This window comes from Corallococcus carmarthensis (assembly GCF_003611695.1).
GTDB classification, from domain to species: domain Bacteria; phylum Myxococcota; class Myxococcia; order Myxococcales; family Myxococcaceae; genus Corallococcus; species Corallococcus carmarthensis.
The window spans coordinates 1-14,579 of sequence record NZ_RAWE01000002.1; the positions used below are offsets into that span (position 1 = coordinate 1).

Sequence of the window (14,579 nt, forward strand, 5' to 3'; positions counted from 1 at the left end):
TGAGCGTCTCGTGGGCTCGGAGATGTGCATAAGAGACAGGGCGTTCTCCGTGTGGTTTCCGGGTGGCGGCGCGTGGGCGGTGGTGCCCGCCACGGTGCTGGAGGACGCGGAGGCGCTCCGGCTCACGGTGCGGCACGAGCTGCAACACCACCGGCAACGGGACACGGTGCTCGCGTACGCGCGGCTGGGGTTCGACAGCGCCTTCTTCTGGAATCCGTTCGCTCGGGCGTTCTCGCGGTGGTTGGCGGAGCGTCAGGAGTTCGCCTGTGACGAGGCGCTCGTCACCGTGAAGCACGTGTCCGCGGAGGCGTATGCGCGGTGCCTGTTGCAGGCGTCGCTGCGTGTCCCGGGTGCCTTCTCTCTTCCCGCCGGTGTCACCGGCATGTCCCACCCCACAGTCAGGAGGATCCGCATGGTGTTCCAACCCCGTCCCCGTAGCTCCGTTCGCACCCTGGGTCTGTCGTTGTCGCTGGCGTTGGTGCTCGCGCCGCTGGCGTTGTGGGCACAAGGCGCGGTGCGGGGGCGCGCGGTGTCGCTGACGGAGGCGCGTACCCTGGCGGATGCGGGGCGGAAGGAGGGGGACCTGCCCGTGGTGGTGGATGCCGCGGTGGTGGAGCAGCTCAACAAGTTCGTCACCACGCAGAAGGGCCGCGACTTCATGCGCAAGGCGCTGGCGAACCTCCAGGCGCACCGCGAGGCGATGACGGGCACGCTGCGCTCGCGCTCCCTGCCGGAGGGATTGCTCGCGGTGGCGATGGTGGAGTCGGCGGTGAGCAACCTGCCGGAGACGTCCCGTGAGCCTTCGATGGCGCCGGGGCAGCGGGGCGCGGGGGTGTGGATGTTCATCCCGGAGACGGCGCGCCGCTACGGGCTGAAGGTGGAGGCGGGGCGCGACGAGCGGCTGGACGTGGCGCGTGAGACGGAGGCCGCCGCGACCCTCTTCCAGGCGCTGTATGCGCGCTACGGAGACTGGCGGCTGGCGCTCGCGGCGTACAACCAGGGCGAGGGCGTGGTGGACCGCGTCATCGCGGAGACCGGTGTGCGCGACGTGAGCGAGCTGGTGCGCACTGGCAAGCTCAATGGCTACACCGCCACCGTGCAGGCCGGAGTGCTGCTGCTGCGCAACCCCCACCTGCTCGACTGAGCCGGGATTCGCGGCGCTGCATGCGCAACCCGGGGCTTGAGCGCCATTCCGCCCCATGCGCGGCTGGAAGACATTCGCGCGGCAGAGGCCTTGGGGGAATGTTCCCGGAGTGCCAGGGTTCGGATGCGCGCCACCTGCTTTCACGCGAGGATGGCGGCGCTCAGCGCCAGGGGTGGGAAACGCCATGAAGATCGTCGCGCTCGTTCGTCCCGCGGGTGAAGTTCCGGAAGCAGCGCAGGTGCTCGCCGCCGCGTCAGGCATGGCTCCGGCGGAGGCTCGCATGCGGCTGGCTCCAGAGCCTCCCGCGCTGCTCGCGCGCCTGGCTCCCGATGCGGCGGATGCCCTGGTGAAGACCCTCCAGGGCGCGGGGCTCGCGGCGCTCGCCATTGACGAATCGGAGACGGCGGAGCGTGTCACGGCACGCACCGTGACGTTCGGTACCGCGCAGGCGACGTTCACGCCTCGCGCGGGCGCACCGCTCACGATGGCCTGGGAGGACGTGACGGTCATCCTCCGGGGCGCTTCGTCCCTGCGCACGCAAAGTGAGCACACGGAGAAGTCGACCCAGGTGGCGCTGGGCGCGGCCCTGATCACGGGCGGCCTGAAGATGACGAAGACGACGGAGAAGAGCGTCCGCGGTTCGCAGGAGGAGACGTCGCAGGTCATCTTCGTCTTCGACCGCGACGGCCGGGGCGCCGTGCTGCCGGAGGTGGGCTTCGACTTCTCGTGCCTGGGACCCGCGATGCAGCCGTCGCGCACCGCGAACATGGTCGCCCTGGCGCGCCTGGTGCGCGAGCGCGCTCCGGCCGCCTACTACGATGAGCGGCTGCTGCGGCTGGGACGCCGGCCGCTGCCCTTCGTGCTGGGCGGATCGGTGCAGGTGGTCAGCGGCACCACGTCCCACTCACGTATCAACACCGCGCAGGGCCTGGACGTACTCGCGGAGGCGATGCGTCTGGGGGTGGCACGCGGCTACCTGCCTTGAAGCCTTCAGGCTCGTGGCAGGGATGACCCTGAACCGCACCGTGCTGTCGCCGTGACGCCCGCCGCACGTCGGTGGGCTGTCCGGCCCTGACCTCTCAGGCGAGCGGGGTGGACGACTCCGGCGGCGACCGGGAGATCCACGCGGCGATGAACACGTCCAGCTCTCCGCGCATCACGTCCTTCACGCGTGGCGTCCCCGCGCCCGTGCGCGGATCCTCCACGCGCGCGCCCCGGCCCAGGAAGTAGCGGCGGGCCTCGTCGGTGCTGGCTCCCTGACCGGCGACGACGCGCGCGGCGATGCCCTTGAGCTCGTCCAGCTCTCCGGCGCCAATGAGCGTGAGCACGCGGCCCGTCGCTTCGTCCTTCGCGGTGACTTCGTTGCGCACGCGCTGGAGGTACTCGCCCTCGCGGCTCTTCACCGGCCGGCCCTCCAGCACCAGCAGCTCCCGCTCTATCTCCTCCAGCGGTCCGCCACGGTGCACGCGCACGTACGCGCGCTGGCGCTTCTCGTCCTCCAGGCGGCGGTGCAGCCCCGTCTCGCCCGCGAGGAAGCCGTACGCGCCCGGCCCGGCGATGCGCACCACCACGCGCGCGGGCGCGTCCGCCTCCGCGACGGCGGTGGCCTCGTAGCCCCGGCGCTGCGCCCAGCCCAGGTACATGGTGGCCAGCTCCTGCACCCACACGCTCTGCAGCTCCGACGTGTCGCTGGCGCAGATGTCCACCAGCGCCTCGTTGTCCAACGGCGTCGCCCCCGCCGCCCGCAGCGCCTCCGCCATCTGGACCTCGCGCGCGACCTCCTCCACCTGCTTCGCGGCGGAGCCGAGCTGCACTTCGTTCTTCGCCTCGCGCACCAGCCGCCGCCCGAAGAGGCACGCGGCCTCCAGGCGGTCCAGTTCACCCAGCTGCGCCTCCACCGTGCGGAAGGCGCGGATGACGTCCGCCGCGCGCAGCGGGTCGTCCCAGAGGTTGGGCGCCTGCGTCTCCGCGAGCAGCGCGGCGCGGCGCTCCTCCAACTCCGGCCGTCCCGTGGACACCGCGAGCGCGCGGGCGCGGCCCACCAGCCGGTCCATTTCAATCAGCAGCGACTTGCGGTCCAACCGGCGCTTCACCGCCGCGGCCTTCGGCGTGGGCAGCAGCAGCTGCGCCGTCACCTCGCGAGGAGGCGGCACGGGCTCCGCGACCGCGACCACGCGGCCTCCGGGACGGGCCTCCACGCGCACGGGCGTGCCCGGCGGCAAGGGCCGGCGGGCAATCTCCACCGCGAGCGCCGCCGTGAGCGTCTTCTCGATTTCACGCTGCAGGTAGCGCGCGCCGAACTGCGGCGAATAGCCACGCTCCACCAGCCGGTCCACCACCTCCGGCGTGACCTCCACGTCCAGGGCGCGGGCGCGGATGCCCTCGCGCTCCAGCACCCGGCCCACCTCGCGCTGGGCAATCTTGCGGATGTCCACGCGCGACAGCGGACGGAAGTGGCAGATGGCGTCGAAGCGGTTGAGGAACTCCGGGCGGAAGGCCTCCGCGATGCGGCGGTCCACCTCCGACACCTGCTCGTCGGCGCGCTTGTGCGCGGCGAAGCCCAGGCCCGCCTCGCGGTACACCTCCGAGCCCACGTTGGACGTGGCCACGATGAGCGTGTTGTTGCACGACACCGCTTCGCCCGCGCCGTTGACGAAGGTGCCCTCGTCGAAGAGCTGGAGGAACCGGTCATGCACGCTGCGCGCGGCCTTCTCGAACTCGTCCAGCAGCAGCACGGTGAACACCTTGCCGTCGAGCAGCGCGGACAGCTCTCCGCGCCGCGTCTCCAGCGCGGGCGCCCACGACGCGCCGAAGGGCACGCTCTCGTCGCCGTCGTTGGGGTAGTCCGCCATGTTCAGGCGCACCAGCCTGTCCGCGGATCCGAAGAGGTACTCGGCCAGCAGCTTCGCCAGCTGCGTCTTGCCCACGCCCGTGGGCCCGGCGAAGAGGAACACGCCCAGCGGGCGGCGCGGGTCGTTGAGCCCCGCCTTGAGCAGCGCCACCGAGCGCAGCACCGCGGCCACCGCGTCCGTCTGGCCGAGCAGCCGCTCCCCGAAGAAGCGCTCCGTCTCCTCCAGGTCCAGCGGCATCGCGTCGTCCACGACGAAGCGGGGCAGGCGCGTGGCGGCGCAGAACCGGGTGAGCACGTCCTCCGGCCCCACGTGGTCGCGCGCCACGCCCGCGGCCTCCGCCGCCGTCTCCTTGAGCAGCTCAATCGCCTTGCGCGGCATGTGCTGCGCCAGGAGGAACTTCGCGGACAGCCGCAGCGCCAGGTCGCACGCGGCCGGGTCGATGGGCAGCCGCAGCTCGCGCTCCAGTTCCTCCGCCACGCGGCCGACAATCCACCGCGCCTTGTCCAGCGGCGGCTCCTGGAGGGGCAGCAGGTGGAGCCTCTCGGCCAGGGCCTCGTCGGCGCGCAGCAGTTCCTGCACGCGCTTGGGTTCGGTCTCGAAGATGAAGCGCAGGCCGCCGGTGCGCAGCGCGCGCACGGCCACCGGAGCCAGGGGGCCGCCCAGGGCCACCGGCAGGTCGCGGATGTAGACGATGGGGCAGGGGTGGCGGCCCAGGTGGATGAGCAGCTCCTCGAAGGACTCCGCCGCCTGGCGCTGGGTGCTGCGCGCCAGGATGTTCGCGACGGACACCTCCACGAGCCGCGCCTGGGCCAGGTCCCCGTCCACGCGCCCTTCGGCGATGCGGCGGGCCACCTCCTGCACGAGCGCGCTCTTGCCCACGCCGGGCTCGCCCGCCAGCAGCGGGTGCTTGCCTCCACGCGCCAGCAGCCCCAGCACCTCCGTCACGGCGGTGTCCACGCCGTGGGCGGCCGGCAGCTTGCCCTCGCGCGCCATCGCGGTGAGGTCGCGGTCGATGAGCCGCTCCTGGTCTTCGTTCTTCCTCGTCGCCATGGTGTGGTCCGGAACGCCCCCTCGACGTGCGGCACTCTAACCGTTGCGGCGCGGAAGCGAAGTCCCGGCCCATCCCGTGGGCCGGGACCTACGCTTCCAGCTCCGTGTGCCAGTAGGCCACGTCCCTCAGGAACTTGCGCCAGGACAGGGGCAGTCCCTTCTCCACGAGGAACGACACGACCAGCGCGTCCGGCAGCCGCTTCGGCTTCGCGGGCACGGTGCGCAGCGTCATGCGCGCCTGGGCCGGGGTGCGGTTGCCCTTCTTCTGGTTGCAGGGCACGCAGGCGATGACGATGTTCTCCCAGCTCGTGCGGCCGCCCTGCGCGCGCGGCAGGACGTGGTCGTACGTCGCCTCCGGACGGGTCACCTTGCGGCCGCAGTACTGGCAGCGGCACTGGTCGCGCTGGTAGACGTTCTCGCGGCTGAAGCGCACGCCGCGCGGGCCCTTCCACAGGGCGCGCACGAAGCGGATGACGGACGGCATGCGCAGCTCCACCGTCACCGAGCGGATGACGCGGTCCTCGTACTCCTCGACGACCTCCACCTTGCCCTGCACGAGCAGCATGACGGCGCGTTGCCACGGGATGCGTGCGACAGGTTCATAGGACTGGCTCAGCACCAGCGTTTCCATGACACGGGGCCTTTCGGGCGGGACAGGCCGCCAGGGAGTCGAACCCTGCTCGCCCGGATTTGGAGTCCAGGCGGCACCCGGTGCGCGGCCTCTGTGGGTGAGGGAGTGGGGACGCTGGGAGTCGAACCCAGCGGGCTTCTAAGGGCTCCGGCTCTACAGGCCGACGCGTCTCCGTAACGCTCTACGTCCCCGGAAGGTGCGCGGGAGCCCGGACGTGAAGAAGGCCGGGTCCCCTTGTCGGGAGCCCGGCCTCCAGGGCCATGCCGCGTCAGGGACGGGGCAGGGCGCCTTCAGGAGCCGGGCGAGGCGAGGCGATAGGACGCGAAGTCCCGCCAGCGGCACGTGGAAGGAGCGGTCACCGGGCTGGGACGCGAGGACGCAGCGATGCCGTGACCGGAAGGATTCAGGTGCTTGAGGTTCATCGGGGCCTGCTTCGTCGCCTGGCGCATCGGGACCGCTCCTTTCGCTCCCAGGGACGGCGGCGGAAATCCAGTCCTGACAAGCAAGCAGGGTGGACGTTAGGACTCCGCGCATGAAAGCCATCTGCTACCACCAACTGGGAGGGCCGGAGGTCCTCCGTTGGGAGGACGCGCCGGAGCCCGTGCCCGGGCCGGGCCAGGTCCTCCTGCGAGTCCATGCCGCGGGCGTGAACTTCGCGGACACCGAGCGCCGCCGCGGGCTGTACGACGCCCAGGTGCCCCTGCCGCGCATCCTGGGCAGCGAGGCCGCGGGCGTGGTGCGCGCGGTAGGGCCAGGAGTGGACGCGTCCTGGGTGGGCCGCCGCGTCGTGGCCCTGACGAAGGCGGCCTACGCGGAGGCCGCGGTCGCGCCGGTGGATGAGTTGCTGGTGCTTCCGCCGGAGGTGTCCTTCGCGGAGGCCGCCGCGCTGCTGGTGCAGGGGCTGACGGCGTACCACGTGGTGCACACCGTGGGGCGCGTGGAGGCGGGGCAGACGGTGCTCATCCACGCGGCGGCCGGAGGCGTGGGGCTGCTCGCGGTGCAGCTCGCGAAGGCGGCGGGCGCGCGCGTCATCGGCACGGTGTCGGGGGAAGCGAAGGCGAAGCTCGCGCGGGACGTGGGCGCGGACGCCGTCATCCGCTACGACCAGGAGGACGTCGCGGCGAGCGTGCGCGAGCTGACGCAGGGGCGCGGGGTGGAGCGCGTGCTGGACTCGGTGGGCGCGAGCACCTGGAAGGCCAGCATGGATGCGCTCGCACCCTTCGGGCACCTGGTGAGCTACGGCAACGCCAGCGGCCATCCGCCGCCCGTGGAGGTGGACTCCCTCTACGCGAAGTCGATCACCTTGGGCGCCTACTGGCTGCGCACCCCCACGCCTCCAGAAGTGCAGCGCCGGGCGCGCGAGGCGCTGCTGGCGGAGGTCGTGGCGAAGCGCCTGCGCATCGTGGTGGGGTTGACGCTGCCGTTGTCCCGCGCCGAGGAGGCCCACCGCCAGTTGGAAGGGCGGAACACGGTGGGCAAGGTCGTGCTGGTCGGCGCGGACTGAGGGCCTTCAGTGCGCTGCGGGCACGCCCACCACCGGCGGTGCCTGGACGGAGCCGCGCCCGATGCGCAGCACCACCAGCGCCGCCGCGAGGCAGATGACGCCCGCGACGACCCAGGCGGGCGTGTACGTCTCCAATGACGTACGGATGACGCCCGCGCCCAACGCTCCCAGGCCCGCGCCCACCTGGTGCGCGGCCACCACCCAGCCGAAGGCGATGGGCCCGTCCTCGGCGCCCACCGTCTGTGTCGTCAGCCGCACCGTCGGTGGCACCGTGGCGATCCAATCCAGGCCGTAGAACACCGCGAACAGCGGCAGGCCGAAGACGGACATCTCGAAGGCGCTCGGCAGGTAGAGCAGCGCCAGTCCCCGCAGGCCGTAGTACCAGAACAACAGCCAACGGTTGTCGAAGCGGTCCGACATCCAGCCGCTCGCCGTCGTGCCCACCAGGTCGAAGATGCCCATCACCGCGAGCAACCCCGCCGCGCGCACCTCCGGGATGCCGTGGTCCATGCACGCCGGAATCAGGTGCGTGCCCACCAGCCCGTTCGTCGTCGCGCCGCAGATGAAGAAGCTCCCCGCGAGCAGCCAGAAGTCCCGCTTGCGCGAGGCACGCCCCAGTGCCCCCAGCGCGTTGGCGAGTGGATTGACGCTGGAGGCCTTCACCTCTTCTGCATCCGGCGCGGCCCCGTAGGGCTTCAGCCCCACGTCCGAAGGCCGGTCGCGCACGAGCCACGCGACCAGCGGAATCACCGCCGCCACCACTCCCGCCACCGTGAAGGACACGACGCGCCAGCCATGGTGCTCCACCAACATCGCCAGCAGCGGCAGGAACACCAGCTGTCCCGTCGCCGTGCTCGCGGTCAGCAGGCCCATCACCAGCCCGCGCCGCGCGACGAACCAGCGCTGCACCACCGTGGCGCCCAGCACCATCGCCGTCGTCCCCGTGCCCAGCCCCACCAGCACGCCCCAGAAGAGCAGCAGCTGCCATGGCGCGTGGATGAAGTTCGTCAGCGCCACGCCCGTCGCGATGATGCAGAGCGAGACCAGCGTCGTGCGCCGGATGCCGAACTTCTGCATCAGCGCCGCGGCGAACGGCCCCACCAATCCGTAGAGCACCAGGTTCACAGACACGGCCGAGGAGACGAGGGCCCGGCTCCAGCCGAACTCCCGCTCCAGCGGGACGATGAAGACGCTCGGGGTCGCCCGCACGCCCGCCGCGCACAGGAGCACCATGAAGATGGCCGCGGCCATCACCCAGGCATGGTGGAAACGGTGTGTCCTCATGACGGTGTCTCCTTCAAGCGGGCACGCCCGGGCCCACGTATACTTCCCAGCCGCGATGTCCCAAGACGATCCCCAGCGCACCCTCTGCAACTGCCTGGCGCTGCGTCAGGCCAGCCGCCACGTCACGCAGTTCTATGATCAGGTGCTCGCGCCCAGCGGCATCCGGACGACGCAGTACTCCATCCTCCACCGCGTCCAATCCCAGGGCCCGCTGACCGTGAACGCGCTGGCGGATCAGCTCGTCATGGACCCCTCCACGCTCACCCACAACCTCCGGCCCCTCTTGAAGGACGGCTTCGTGGTGCTGGAGGTGGGCCGCGCCGACCGCCGCCAGCGCGCCATCGCCATCACGCCGGAAGGGCAGGGCGTCTACCGCAAGGCCCGCCCCCTCTGGCTGCGCGCCCAGGCCGACTTCGAGCGCGCCGTGGGCGACACCCAGGCCTCCGCGCTGCGCGACCTGCTGGCCGCCGTTTCCCGCACCGGACTGGGCGAAGCCGAAGCGCAGGCCGAAGCCCCTCCCGCTCCCAAGGCCGCCGCCCGCCGCCGCCGCTGAGCGCACCTCCACGGCTCAGCGCTCCTCGAGGAACTTCAGGAACGCCCCGACCTGATCCGCCCACAGCTCGGGGTGCGCCTGGGTGAAGTGGCCGAAGGAGCTCGCGCTGCCCTCCTGCACCACGAAGCGCCCGCGCTTCACCCGGGGCATCAGCGTCTCCAGCGTGCGCAGGGAGACGGGGTTGAACTCGTCGTCGGAGAAGTTGAGCGCGAACACGCGGGCCTGGATGGCGTCGAGCGCTCCTTCCGGGTCGTAGTCCCGGGAGGACTCCAGCGCGTACAGGATGTCATTGGCGTCCATGCCCGCCGCCTGCGCCCGCGCCGTCGCGATGAAGGCATCCGCCGCCGCCGCATCCGGCAGCGTGGCCTGCAGGTGCGGCACCCCGTCCAGCATCATGCGGAAGACCGGGAACGCCTCCAGCCAGCCCCGGGGCGGCGCGGTGTAGAAGCCGTCCTTCCATTCCGGGTCGCCGCGAACCTGCCCCGACACGAAGCGGCGCCACAGCAGGTTGCGTCCCGCGATGCGCGTGGGCAGCGACACGATGGGCATCACGCCCTCCACCGCGTCCGGATACAGCTCGCTCCACTGCCACGCGTTCATGCCACCCATGGACAGGCCCACGATGGCGTGCAGGCGCGTAATGCCCAGCGTCCCGGTGACGAGCTGGTGCTGGAACTCCACCATGTCCCGGTAGCCATAGGCCGGGAACTTCGTGCGCGCGCCGTCGCTCGGCTTGCTGGAGCGGCCGTGGCCCACGCTGTCCGGGAAGATGAGGAAGTACTTCGTCGCGTCCAGCGGGCGGCCCGGCGCGAACAGCGCGTCCTGGAAGGGCTGGCCCCGCAGCACCGCGCCGTTCGCGCCCGTCCAGTGCAGCATCAGCACCGCGTTCGTCACCGCGCCAGAGGCGTCCCGGCGCGGCGTGCCCAGCGTCGCGTAGTGGATGCGGACCTCCGGCAGCACCGTCCCGTCCTGGAAGCGGTGGCCGGTGAAGACCGCGTCCGCCTCCCGGGCCTCCAGCGGCGTGGACACCGGAGCCGGTACCGCCACCGGAGGAACAACGGCCTGGGGACGCGCGGTGGCGCACCCCAGGGGCAGGCCCCCCAGGCCCAGCAGCAGGGACCACAGGACGGCCGGCCGGCGGATGGAAGTCATCACGCCGGTAGGATTATCTGCATGTGCAGGTACTGTAAAGCGCCCCTCAGGGCTTGGGGGCTGGCGCGGTCGCGGGCTTCAGGTAGCGGTTGAAGAACTCCAGGGCGCGCCGGTCCACCAACGCCTCGTTCTTCTTCTTCTTGAAGCCGTGGCCCTCGTCGGGGAGCAGCAGGTACTCCACCGGGACGCCGTTCTTCTTCACCGCCGCGACGATGTCGTCCGACTCCGACTGGAGGACGCGGGGGTCGTTGGCGCCCTGCACGACGAGCAGCGGCTTCTGGATCTTGTCCGCGTGGAAGAGGGGGGAGATCTCCTTGAGCATCGCCTCCTGCTTCTCCGGGTCCCCCATCTCCTGGAACATGGCCTGGCGGAAGGCGCCCCACTGGGGCGGCATGCCCTTCAGCGTGCGCAGCCAGTTGGAGGGACCGAAGACGTCCACGCCCACGTCGAAGGCGTCCGGGTGGAAGGCGAGCGCCGCCAGCACCATGTAGCCGCCGTAGCTGGCGCCGATGATGCCCACGTGCGAGCCGTCCACGTACGGCAGGCTGGCCAGGTACTTGCGCGCCTCCACGCAGTCGCGCAGCGGCTCCTTGCCGTGCTTCTGGTCGTCCGCCTTCAGGAACGCCTTGCCGTAGCCGGCGCTGCCCCGGTTGTTGATGCCCAGCACCACGTAGCCCTGGTTGACCAGGTACTGGACGAAGTTGTTGTAGCCCCGGCTCGTCTGCCCACCCGGGCCGCCGTGCACGAAGACGAGCGCGGGGGCCTTGTGCTCGGCCGTGGCCTGGCGCGGCTTGTAGAGCAGGTTGGGGATCTCCATCCCGTCGAAGGACTTGAAGCGCACCACCTGCGCGTCCACCAGGTCCTCCGGGGCCAGCTCGCGGGTCATCGTGTCCGTCACGCGCGTGGTCTTCTTCGTGGCCAGGTCCTGGACGTAGAGGTTCGCGGAGGCGCGGTCCGTCTCCATCAGGACCGCCAGCTGCCTCTCGTCACGGGAGAAGATGGCGTCGGAGATCATCCCGGCGGGGAACTGCGTCAGCGGAACCCGGGTGCCGGCCTTCACGTCGTGCAGGTGCACCTCGAAGCCGGCGTCCACGTTGAGGATGGAGACGCGGAACGCCCCCGAGCGCGAGAAGGTGGTGCTGAAGATGTCCCAGTCCGCCTTCTCCACGTCCTCCCACTTGCCGGCCTCCTTCGCCGGGCGCACCACGCGGGTGAACTCCGAACCGTCGTCGGTGATGACGTACAGCTCCCCGGTGACGGGGTGGATGTCCCCCACCTGGTAGCGGGCCGCGCCCGTGTGGGGCGTGAGGTTCTTCAGCGTCTTCGTCGCGACGTCGTAGCGCCACACGTTGCCGTCGGACGTGCTGACCGCCTCTTCCAGCGCCACCCAGCTCTCGTCCGGGGCGACGGCGGCGACGCCCAACCCCTTGTCGTTCTGGAACAGGAGCGTGCGCGCGTACGTCTTCGCGTCATGGCGGTACACATCCATGGCGCCCGGGTCGCGCTCGTTGGTGGTGATGTAGAAAGCGCTGTCGTCGTGGCTGAAGCCCAGGAAGCCGGCGACGCCCTCCTTCATGGGGGTGAGGTCCTTCTCCTTGCCATCCGGCGTGCGCACGTAGACGTGCGTCTGCTCGTTGCCGCCCTGGTCGCGCTCGAAGAGGAAGCGGCTGTCGCGCGGGAATGCCCCGACCACCCGGATGCTGTCCGTCTTCGAGCGCGTCAGCGCCGTGGCCTTGCCCCCACCCACCGGCACGCTGTGGACGTTGAAGATGCCGGACGCGTTCGACGAGAAGAGCAGCTGCTTGCCATCCGAGGTGAAGACCGGGGCCATCACCTCCGTGGACCCCATGAACTGCTCCACCGTGTACTGCTTGAACGGCCGGGACGCCGGTCCACCCGCCACGGCCCTGACGTCCGGAGCCGGCTTGGGAGCGGGCGTGGCGGCCGGCGGAGCGGCCCCCAGCAGCGGAAGAAGCAGCGTGGGGGCAAGGAGACGGGACAGGGACTTCCAGGCGTGCATGGGGCCTCCGGGAAAGGCGGACCGTGCACTGTGGCCCAGGCCTCCCCGGGTTCAACAGGGACTGGCGACAAACCTGACATAAGGCTGTCACCGGCCGGGGGGATAAGGGGTGCGTTCTCTCAACGCGGCACCGGAGCTTCCGCCATGACCCAGACCGACCTTCAGAAGAACCCTGCCAAGAACGGCGTGCAGACCTACGCGGGGGGCTGCCTCTGTGGCGCCGTGCGCTACGAAGCCAGGGTGGACCTGGCGAACGTGAGCCGCTGCAACTGCACCATCTGCATGAAGTACGGCTACGGGGGCGGCGCGGGGATGAAGCCTGACGCCTTCCGGCTCTTGAAGGGCCAGGACGCCATCAAGAAGTACGGGCGCGACGGCAGCCCCAACACCCGCAGCTTCTGCTCGCGCTGCGGCGTGGTGTGCTTCGGCGATGGCGACGTCCCGGAGCTGGGCGGGAAGTTCGTCTCCATCTACGTCAACACGCTGGATGACGTGGATCCGTCGCTGCTCACCTTCGGGTACTGGGACGGCCGGCACGACAACTGGGCGGCCGGGCTGCGCCCCACGCCGTGGCCCTTCCAGCCCGCCGTCGCCTGAAGTCACCCGGAGGGGCAGGGGCCCTTTGGTGCCCCTGCCCGTCACTTCCCGTGACTACACATTCCCCGCGGCGGCCCGGCCCGCGGCGCGGCCGGAGAAGATGCAGCCGCCCAGGAACGTCCCTTCCAGGGCGCGGTAGCCGTGGACGCCACCGCCTCCGAAGCCGGCCACCTCGCCTGCCGCATAGAGCCCTGGGATGGTCTTCCCCTGGGCGTTGAAGACGCGGCCCTGGAGGTCGGTCTCGAAGCCGCCCAGCGTCTTGCGCGTGAGGATGTTCAGCTTCACGCCGATGAGCGGCCCCGCCTTGGGGTCCAGGATGCGGTGCGGCTTCGCGGTGCGCACCAGCTTGTCGCCCCGGTAGTTGCGCGCCTGGCGGATGGCGGCCAGCTGCAGGTCCTTGCTGAAGGGGTTGTCCATCTGCAGGTCGCGGGCCTTCACCTCGCGCTCCACCGTGGCGAAGTCCAGGAGCGGGGTCTCCGTCTTCGCGTTCATCCCGGCGACCAGGTCGCGCAGGTTGTCGGAGACGACGAAGTCCTCGCCCTTCTCCTTGAAGGCCTCCACCGGGCCCATGGCCTTCTTGCCCACGGCGCGGTTGAGCACGCCCAGCCAGTCCTTGCCGGTGAGGTCCGGGTTCTGCTCCGAACCGGAGAGCGCGAACTCCTTCTTGATGATCCACTGGTTGAGGATGAACCAGGTGTGCTCGTGGCCCGTCTTCGCGATGTGCTCCAGCGTGCCCAGCGTGTCGAAGCCGGGGTACAGCGGCGGCGGCAGGCGCTTGCCGGTGGCGTCCAGCCACAGCGAGCTGGGGCCCGGCAGGATGCGGATGCCGTGGCGGGGCCAGATGGGGTTCCAGTTCCTCAACCCCTCCGTGTAGTGCCACATGCGGTCGCGGTTGATGAGGCGCCCGCCCGCGGCCTCGGTGATGGCGATCATCCGGCCGTCCACGTGGTCGGGGACGCCCTGGATCATGAACTTCGGCGCGGGGCCCATGCGCTGGGGCCACGCCTTGCGGACCAGCTCGTGGTTGCCGCCGATGCCGCCGGACGTGACGATGACCGCGCTCGCGCGCAGTTCGAAGTCGCCCGCCGTCACGCGCGAGCTGCTGGCGCCGCGCGGGACGTCCGTGGCCTCCAGTTTCATGCCGCGCACGCCCACCACCGCGCCGTTCTGGGTGAGCAGCTCGTCCACGCGGTGGCGGAAGTGGAAGACGATCTTCCCCTGGGCTTCAGCGGCCTTGGCCCGGCGCACGAAGGGCTCCAGCACGCCGGGGCCGGTGCCCCAGGTGACGTGGAAGCGGGGGACGGAGTTGCCGTGGCCCACGGCGCCGTAGCCGCCGCGCTCCGCCCAGCCCACCACCGGGAACCAGCTCATGCCCTGTTGGACCAGCCAGGGGCGCATCTCGCCCGCCGCGAAGGCGACGAAGGCCTCCGCCCACTGGCGCGGCCAGTGGTCCTCCTCGCGGTCGAAGCCCGCGGTGCCCATCCAGTCCTCCAGCGCGAGCGCGTGCGAGTCCTTGATGCCCATGCGCCGCTGCTCGGGCGAGTCCACGAGGAACAGGCCGCCGAACGACCAGAACGCCTGGCCGCCCAGGTTCTGCGGTCCCTCCTGGTCCACCACGGCGACGCGCTTGCCCGCATCCGCGAGCTCGGTCGCGGCGACGAGTCCGGCGAGCCCTCCGCCCACGACGATGACATCCACTTCCTGTCCCATGCCGTGCCTCCCGGTCGCATCTGGCGCGCGGATGATAGCGGTTCGCGCGAATCGCAGACGGCCCTTCACCTGCGCAACGCAA

12 protein-coding genes and 1 tRNA gene are annotated in these 14,579 nt (G+C 71.0%); 5 read left to right on the plus strand and 8 right to left on the minus strand.

Annotated elements, in window-relative coordinates; genetic code table 11:
* Positions 1–1,144, plus strand: a 1,144-nt coding sequence (locus tag D7X32_RS00670) for a M56 and MltD domain-containing protein (protein ID WP_120600540.1), incomplete at its 5' end; no start/stop codon positions are given.
* Between the two features lie 184 nt (positions 1,145–1,328).
* Positions 1,329–2,129 carry a hypothetical protein gene (locus D7X32_RS00675; protein ID WP_120600541.1) on the plus strand — a complete coding sequence of 267 codons (801 nt, stop codon included), beginning with the start codon at positions 1,329–1,331 and terminating at the stop codon, positions 2,127–2,129.
* A gap of 94 nt (positions 2,130–2,223) precedes the next feature.
* Here D7X32_RS00675 and D7X32_RS00680 read toward each other — a convergent pair whose 3' ends face one another.
* The 4 genes from D7X32_RS00680 to D7X32_RS45245 form a co-directional block, all read right to left on the minus strand.
* Positions 2,224–5,046, minus strand: a complete 2,823-nt coding sequence (locus D7X32_RS00680) for an AAA family ATPase (RefSeq protein WP_120600542.1) — start codon at positions 5,044–5,046, stop codon at positions 2,224–2,226.
* Positions 5,047–5,134: 88 nt separating this feature from the next.
* On the minus strand, positions 5,135–5,677 hold the full coding sequence (locus D7X32_RS00685; RefSeq protein WP_120524460.1) for an HNH endonuclease: 543 nt from the start codon (positions 5,675–5,677) through the stop codon (positions 5,135–5,137).
* 106 nt (positions 5,678–5,783) lie between these two features.
* Positions 5,784–5,868, minus strand: a tRNA-Tyr gene (locus D7X32_RS00690).
* A 99-nt stretch (positions 5,869–5,967) separates the two neighbouring features.
* Positions 5,968–6,126, minus strand: a complete 159-nt coding sequence (locus D7X32_RS45245) for a hypothetical protein (protein WP_158625561.1) — start codon at positions 6,124–6,126, stop codon at positions 5,968–5,970.
* Between the two features lie 83 nt (positions 6,127–6,209).
* On the opposite strand from D7X32_RS45245, the gene D7X32_RS00695 reads away from it, so the two are divergent.
* On the plus strand, positions 6,210–7,181 hold the full coding sequence (locus D7X32_RS00695) for a quinone oxidoreductase family protein (protein WP_120600543.1): 972 nt from the start codon (positions 6,210–6,212) through the stop codon (positions 7,179–7,181).
* Between the two features lie 6 nt (positions 7,182–7,187).
* Here the strand turns inward: D7X32_RS00695 and D7X32_RS00700 are convergent, their stop codons facing one another.
* Entirely contained in the window at positions 7,188–8,465 is a 1,278-nt protein-coding gene (locus D7X32_RS00700) for an MFS transporter (protein WP_120600544.1), read from the minus strand.
* Between the two features lie 55 nt (positions 8,466–8,520).
* Here D7X32_RS00700 and D7X32_RS00705 point away from each other — a divergent pair, with 55 nt between their 5' ends.
* Positions 8,521–9,018, plus strand: coding sequence for a MarR family winged helix-turn-helix transcriptional regulator (locus tag D7X32_RS00705; protein ID WP_120600545.1), 498 nt, complete (start codon positions 8,521–8,523; stop codon positions 9,016–9,018).
* Positions 9,019–9,033: 15 nt separating this feature from the next.
* Here D7X32_RS00705 and D7X32_RS00710 read toward each other — a convergent pair whose 3' ends face one another.
* Positions 9,034–10,170, minus strand: a complete 1,137-nt coding sequence (locus D7X32_RS00710) for an alpha/beta fold hydrolase (RefSeq protein WP_244238797.1) — start codon at positions 10,168–10,170, stop codon at positions 9,034–9,036.
* A gap of 46 nt (positions 10,171–10,216) precedes the next feature.
* Positions 10,217–12,190: a S9 family peptidase gene (locus D7X32_RS00715; protein WP_120600547.1), complete on the minus strand. Its 1,974-nt coding sequence runs from the start codon at positions 12,188–12,190 to the stop codon at positions 10,217–10,219.
* Between the two features lie 144 nt (positions 12,191–12,334).
* Between D7X32_RS00715 and D7X32_RS00720 the strand changes: the two genes are divergently transcribed.
* Positions 12,335–12,787 carry a GFA family protein gene (locus D7X32_RS00720; RefSeq protein ID WP_120600548.1) on the plus strand — a complete coding sequence of 151 codons (453 nt, stop codon included), beginning with the start codon at positions 12,335–12,337 and terminating at the stop codon, positions 12,785–12,787.
* Positions 12,788–12,841: 54 nt separating this feature from the next.
* On the opposite strand, the gene D7X32_RS00725 is transcribed toward D7X32_RS00720, so the two are convergent.
* Complete coding sequence (locus D7X32_RS00725; protein WP_120600549.1) at positions 12,842–14,497, minus strand: FAD-binding dehydrogenase; 1,656 nt, start codon at positions 14,495–14,497, stop codon at positions 12,842–12,844.
* Positions 14,498–14,579 lie beyond the last annotated feature (82 nt).

Bases quoted from the DNA above. Each gene is read 5' to 3' on its own strand.
- D7X32_RS00675 (WP_120600541.1), top strand. From the start codon at position 1,329: ATGAAGATCGTCGCGCTCGTTCGTCCCGCGGGTGAAGTTCCGGAAGCA.
- D7X32_RS00680 (WP_120600542.1), bottom strand. From the start codon at position 5,046: ATGGCGACGAGGAAGAACGAAGACCAGGAGCGGCTCATCGACCGCGAC.
- D7X32_RS00685 (WP_120524460.1), bottom strand. From the start codon at position 5,677: ATGGAAACGCTGGTGCTGAGCCAGTCCTATGAACCTGTCGCACGCATC.
- D7X32_RS45245 (WP_158625561.1), bottom strand. From the start codon at position 6,126: ATGCGCCAGGCGACGAAGCAGGCCCCGATGAACCTCAAGCACCTGAAT.
- D7X32_RS00695 (WP_120600543.1), top strand. From the start codon at position 6,210: ATGAAAGCCATCTGCTACCACCAACTGGGAGGGCCGGAGGTCCTCCGT.
- D7X32_RS00700 (WP_120600544.1), bottom strand. From the start codon at position 8,465: ATGAGGACACACCGTTTCCACCATGCCTGGGTGATGGCCGCGGCCATC.
- D7X32_RS00705 (WP_120600545.1), top strand. From the start codon at position 8,521: ATGTCCCAAGACGATCCCCAGCGCACCCTCTGCAACTGCCTGGCGCTG.
- D7X32_RS00710 (WP_244238797.1), bottom strand. From the start codon at position 10,170: ATGACTTCCATCCGCCGGCCGGCCGTCCTGTGGTCCCTGCTGCTGGGC.
- D7X32_RS00715 (WP_120600547.1), bottom strand. From the start codon at position 12,190: ATGCACGCCTGGAAGTCCCTGTCCCGTCTCCTTGCCCCCACGCTGCTT.
- D7X32_RS00720 (WP_120600548.1), top strand. From the start codon at position 12,335: ATGACCCAGACCGACCTTCAGAAGAACCCTGCCAAGAACGGCGTGCAG.
- D7X32_RS00725 (WP_120600549.1), bottom strand. From the start codon at position 14,497: ATGGGACAGGAAGTGGATGTCATCGTCGTGGGCGGAGGGCTCGCCGGA.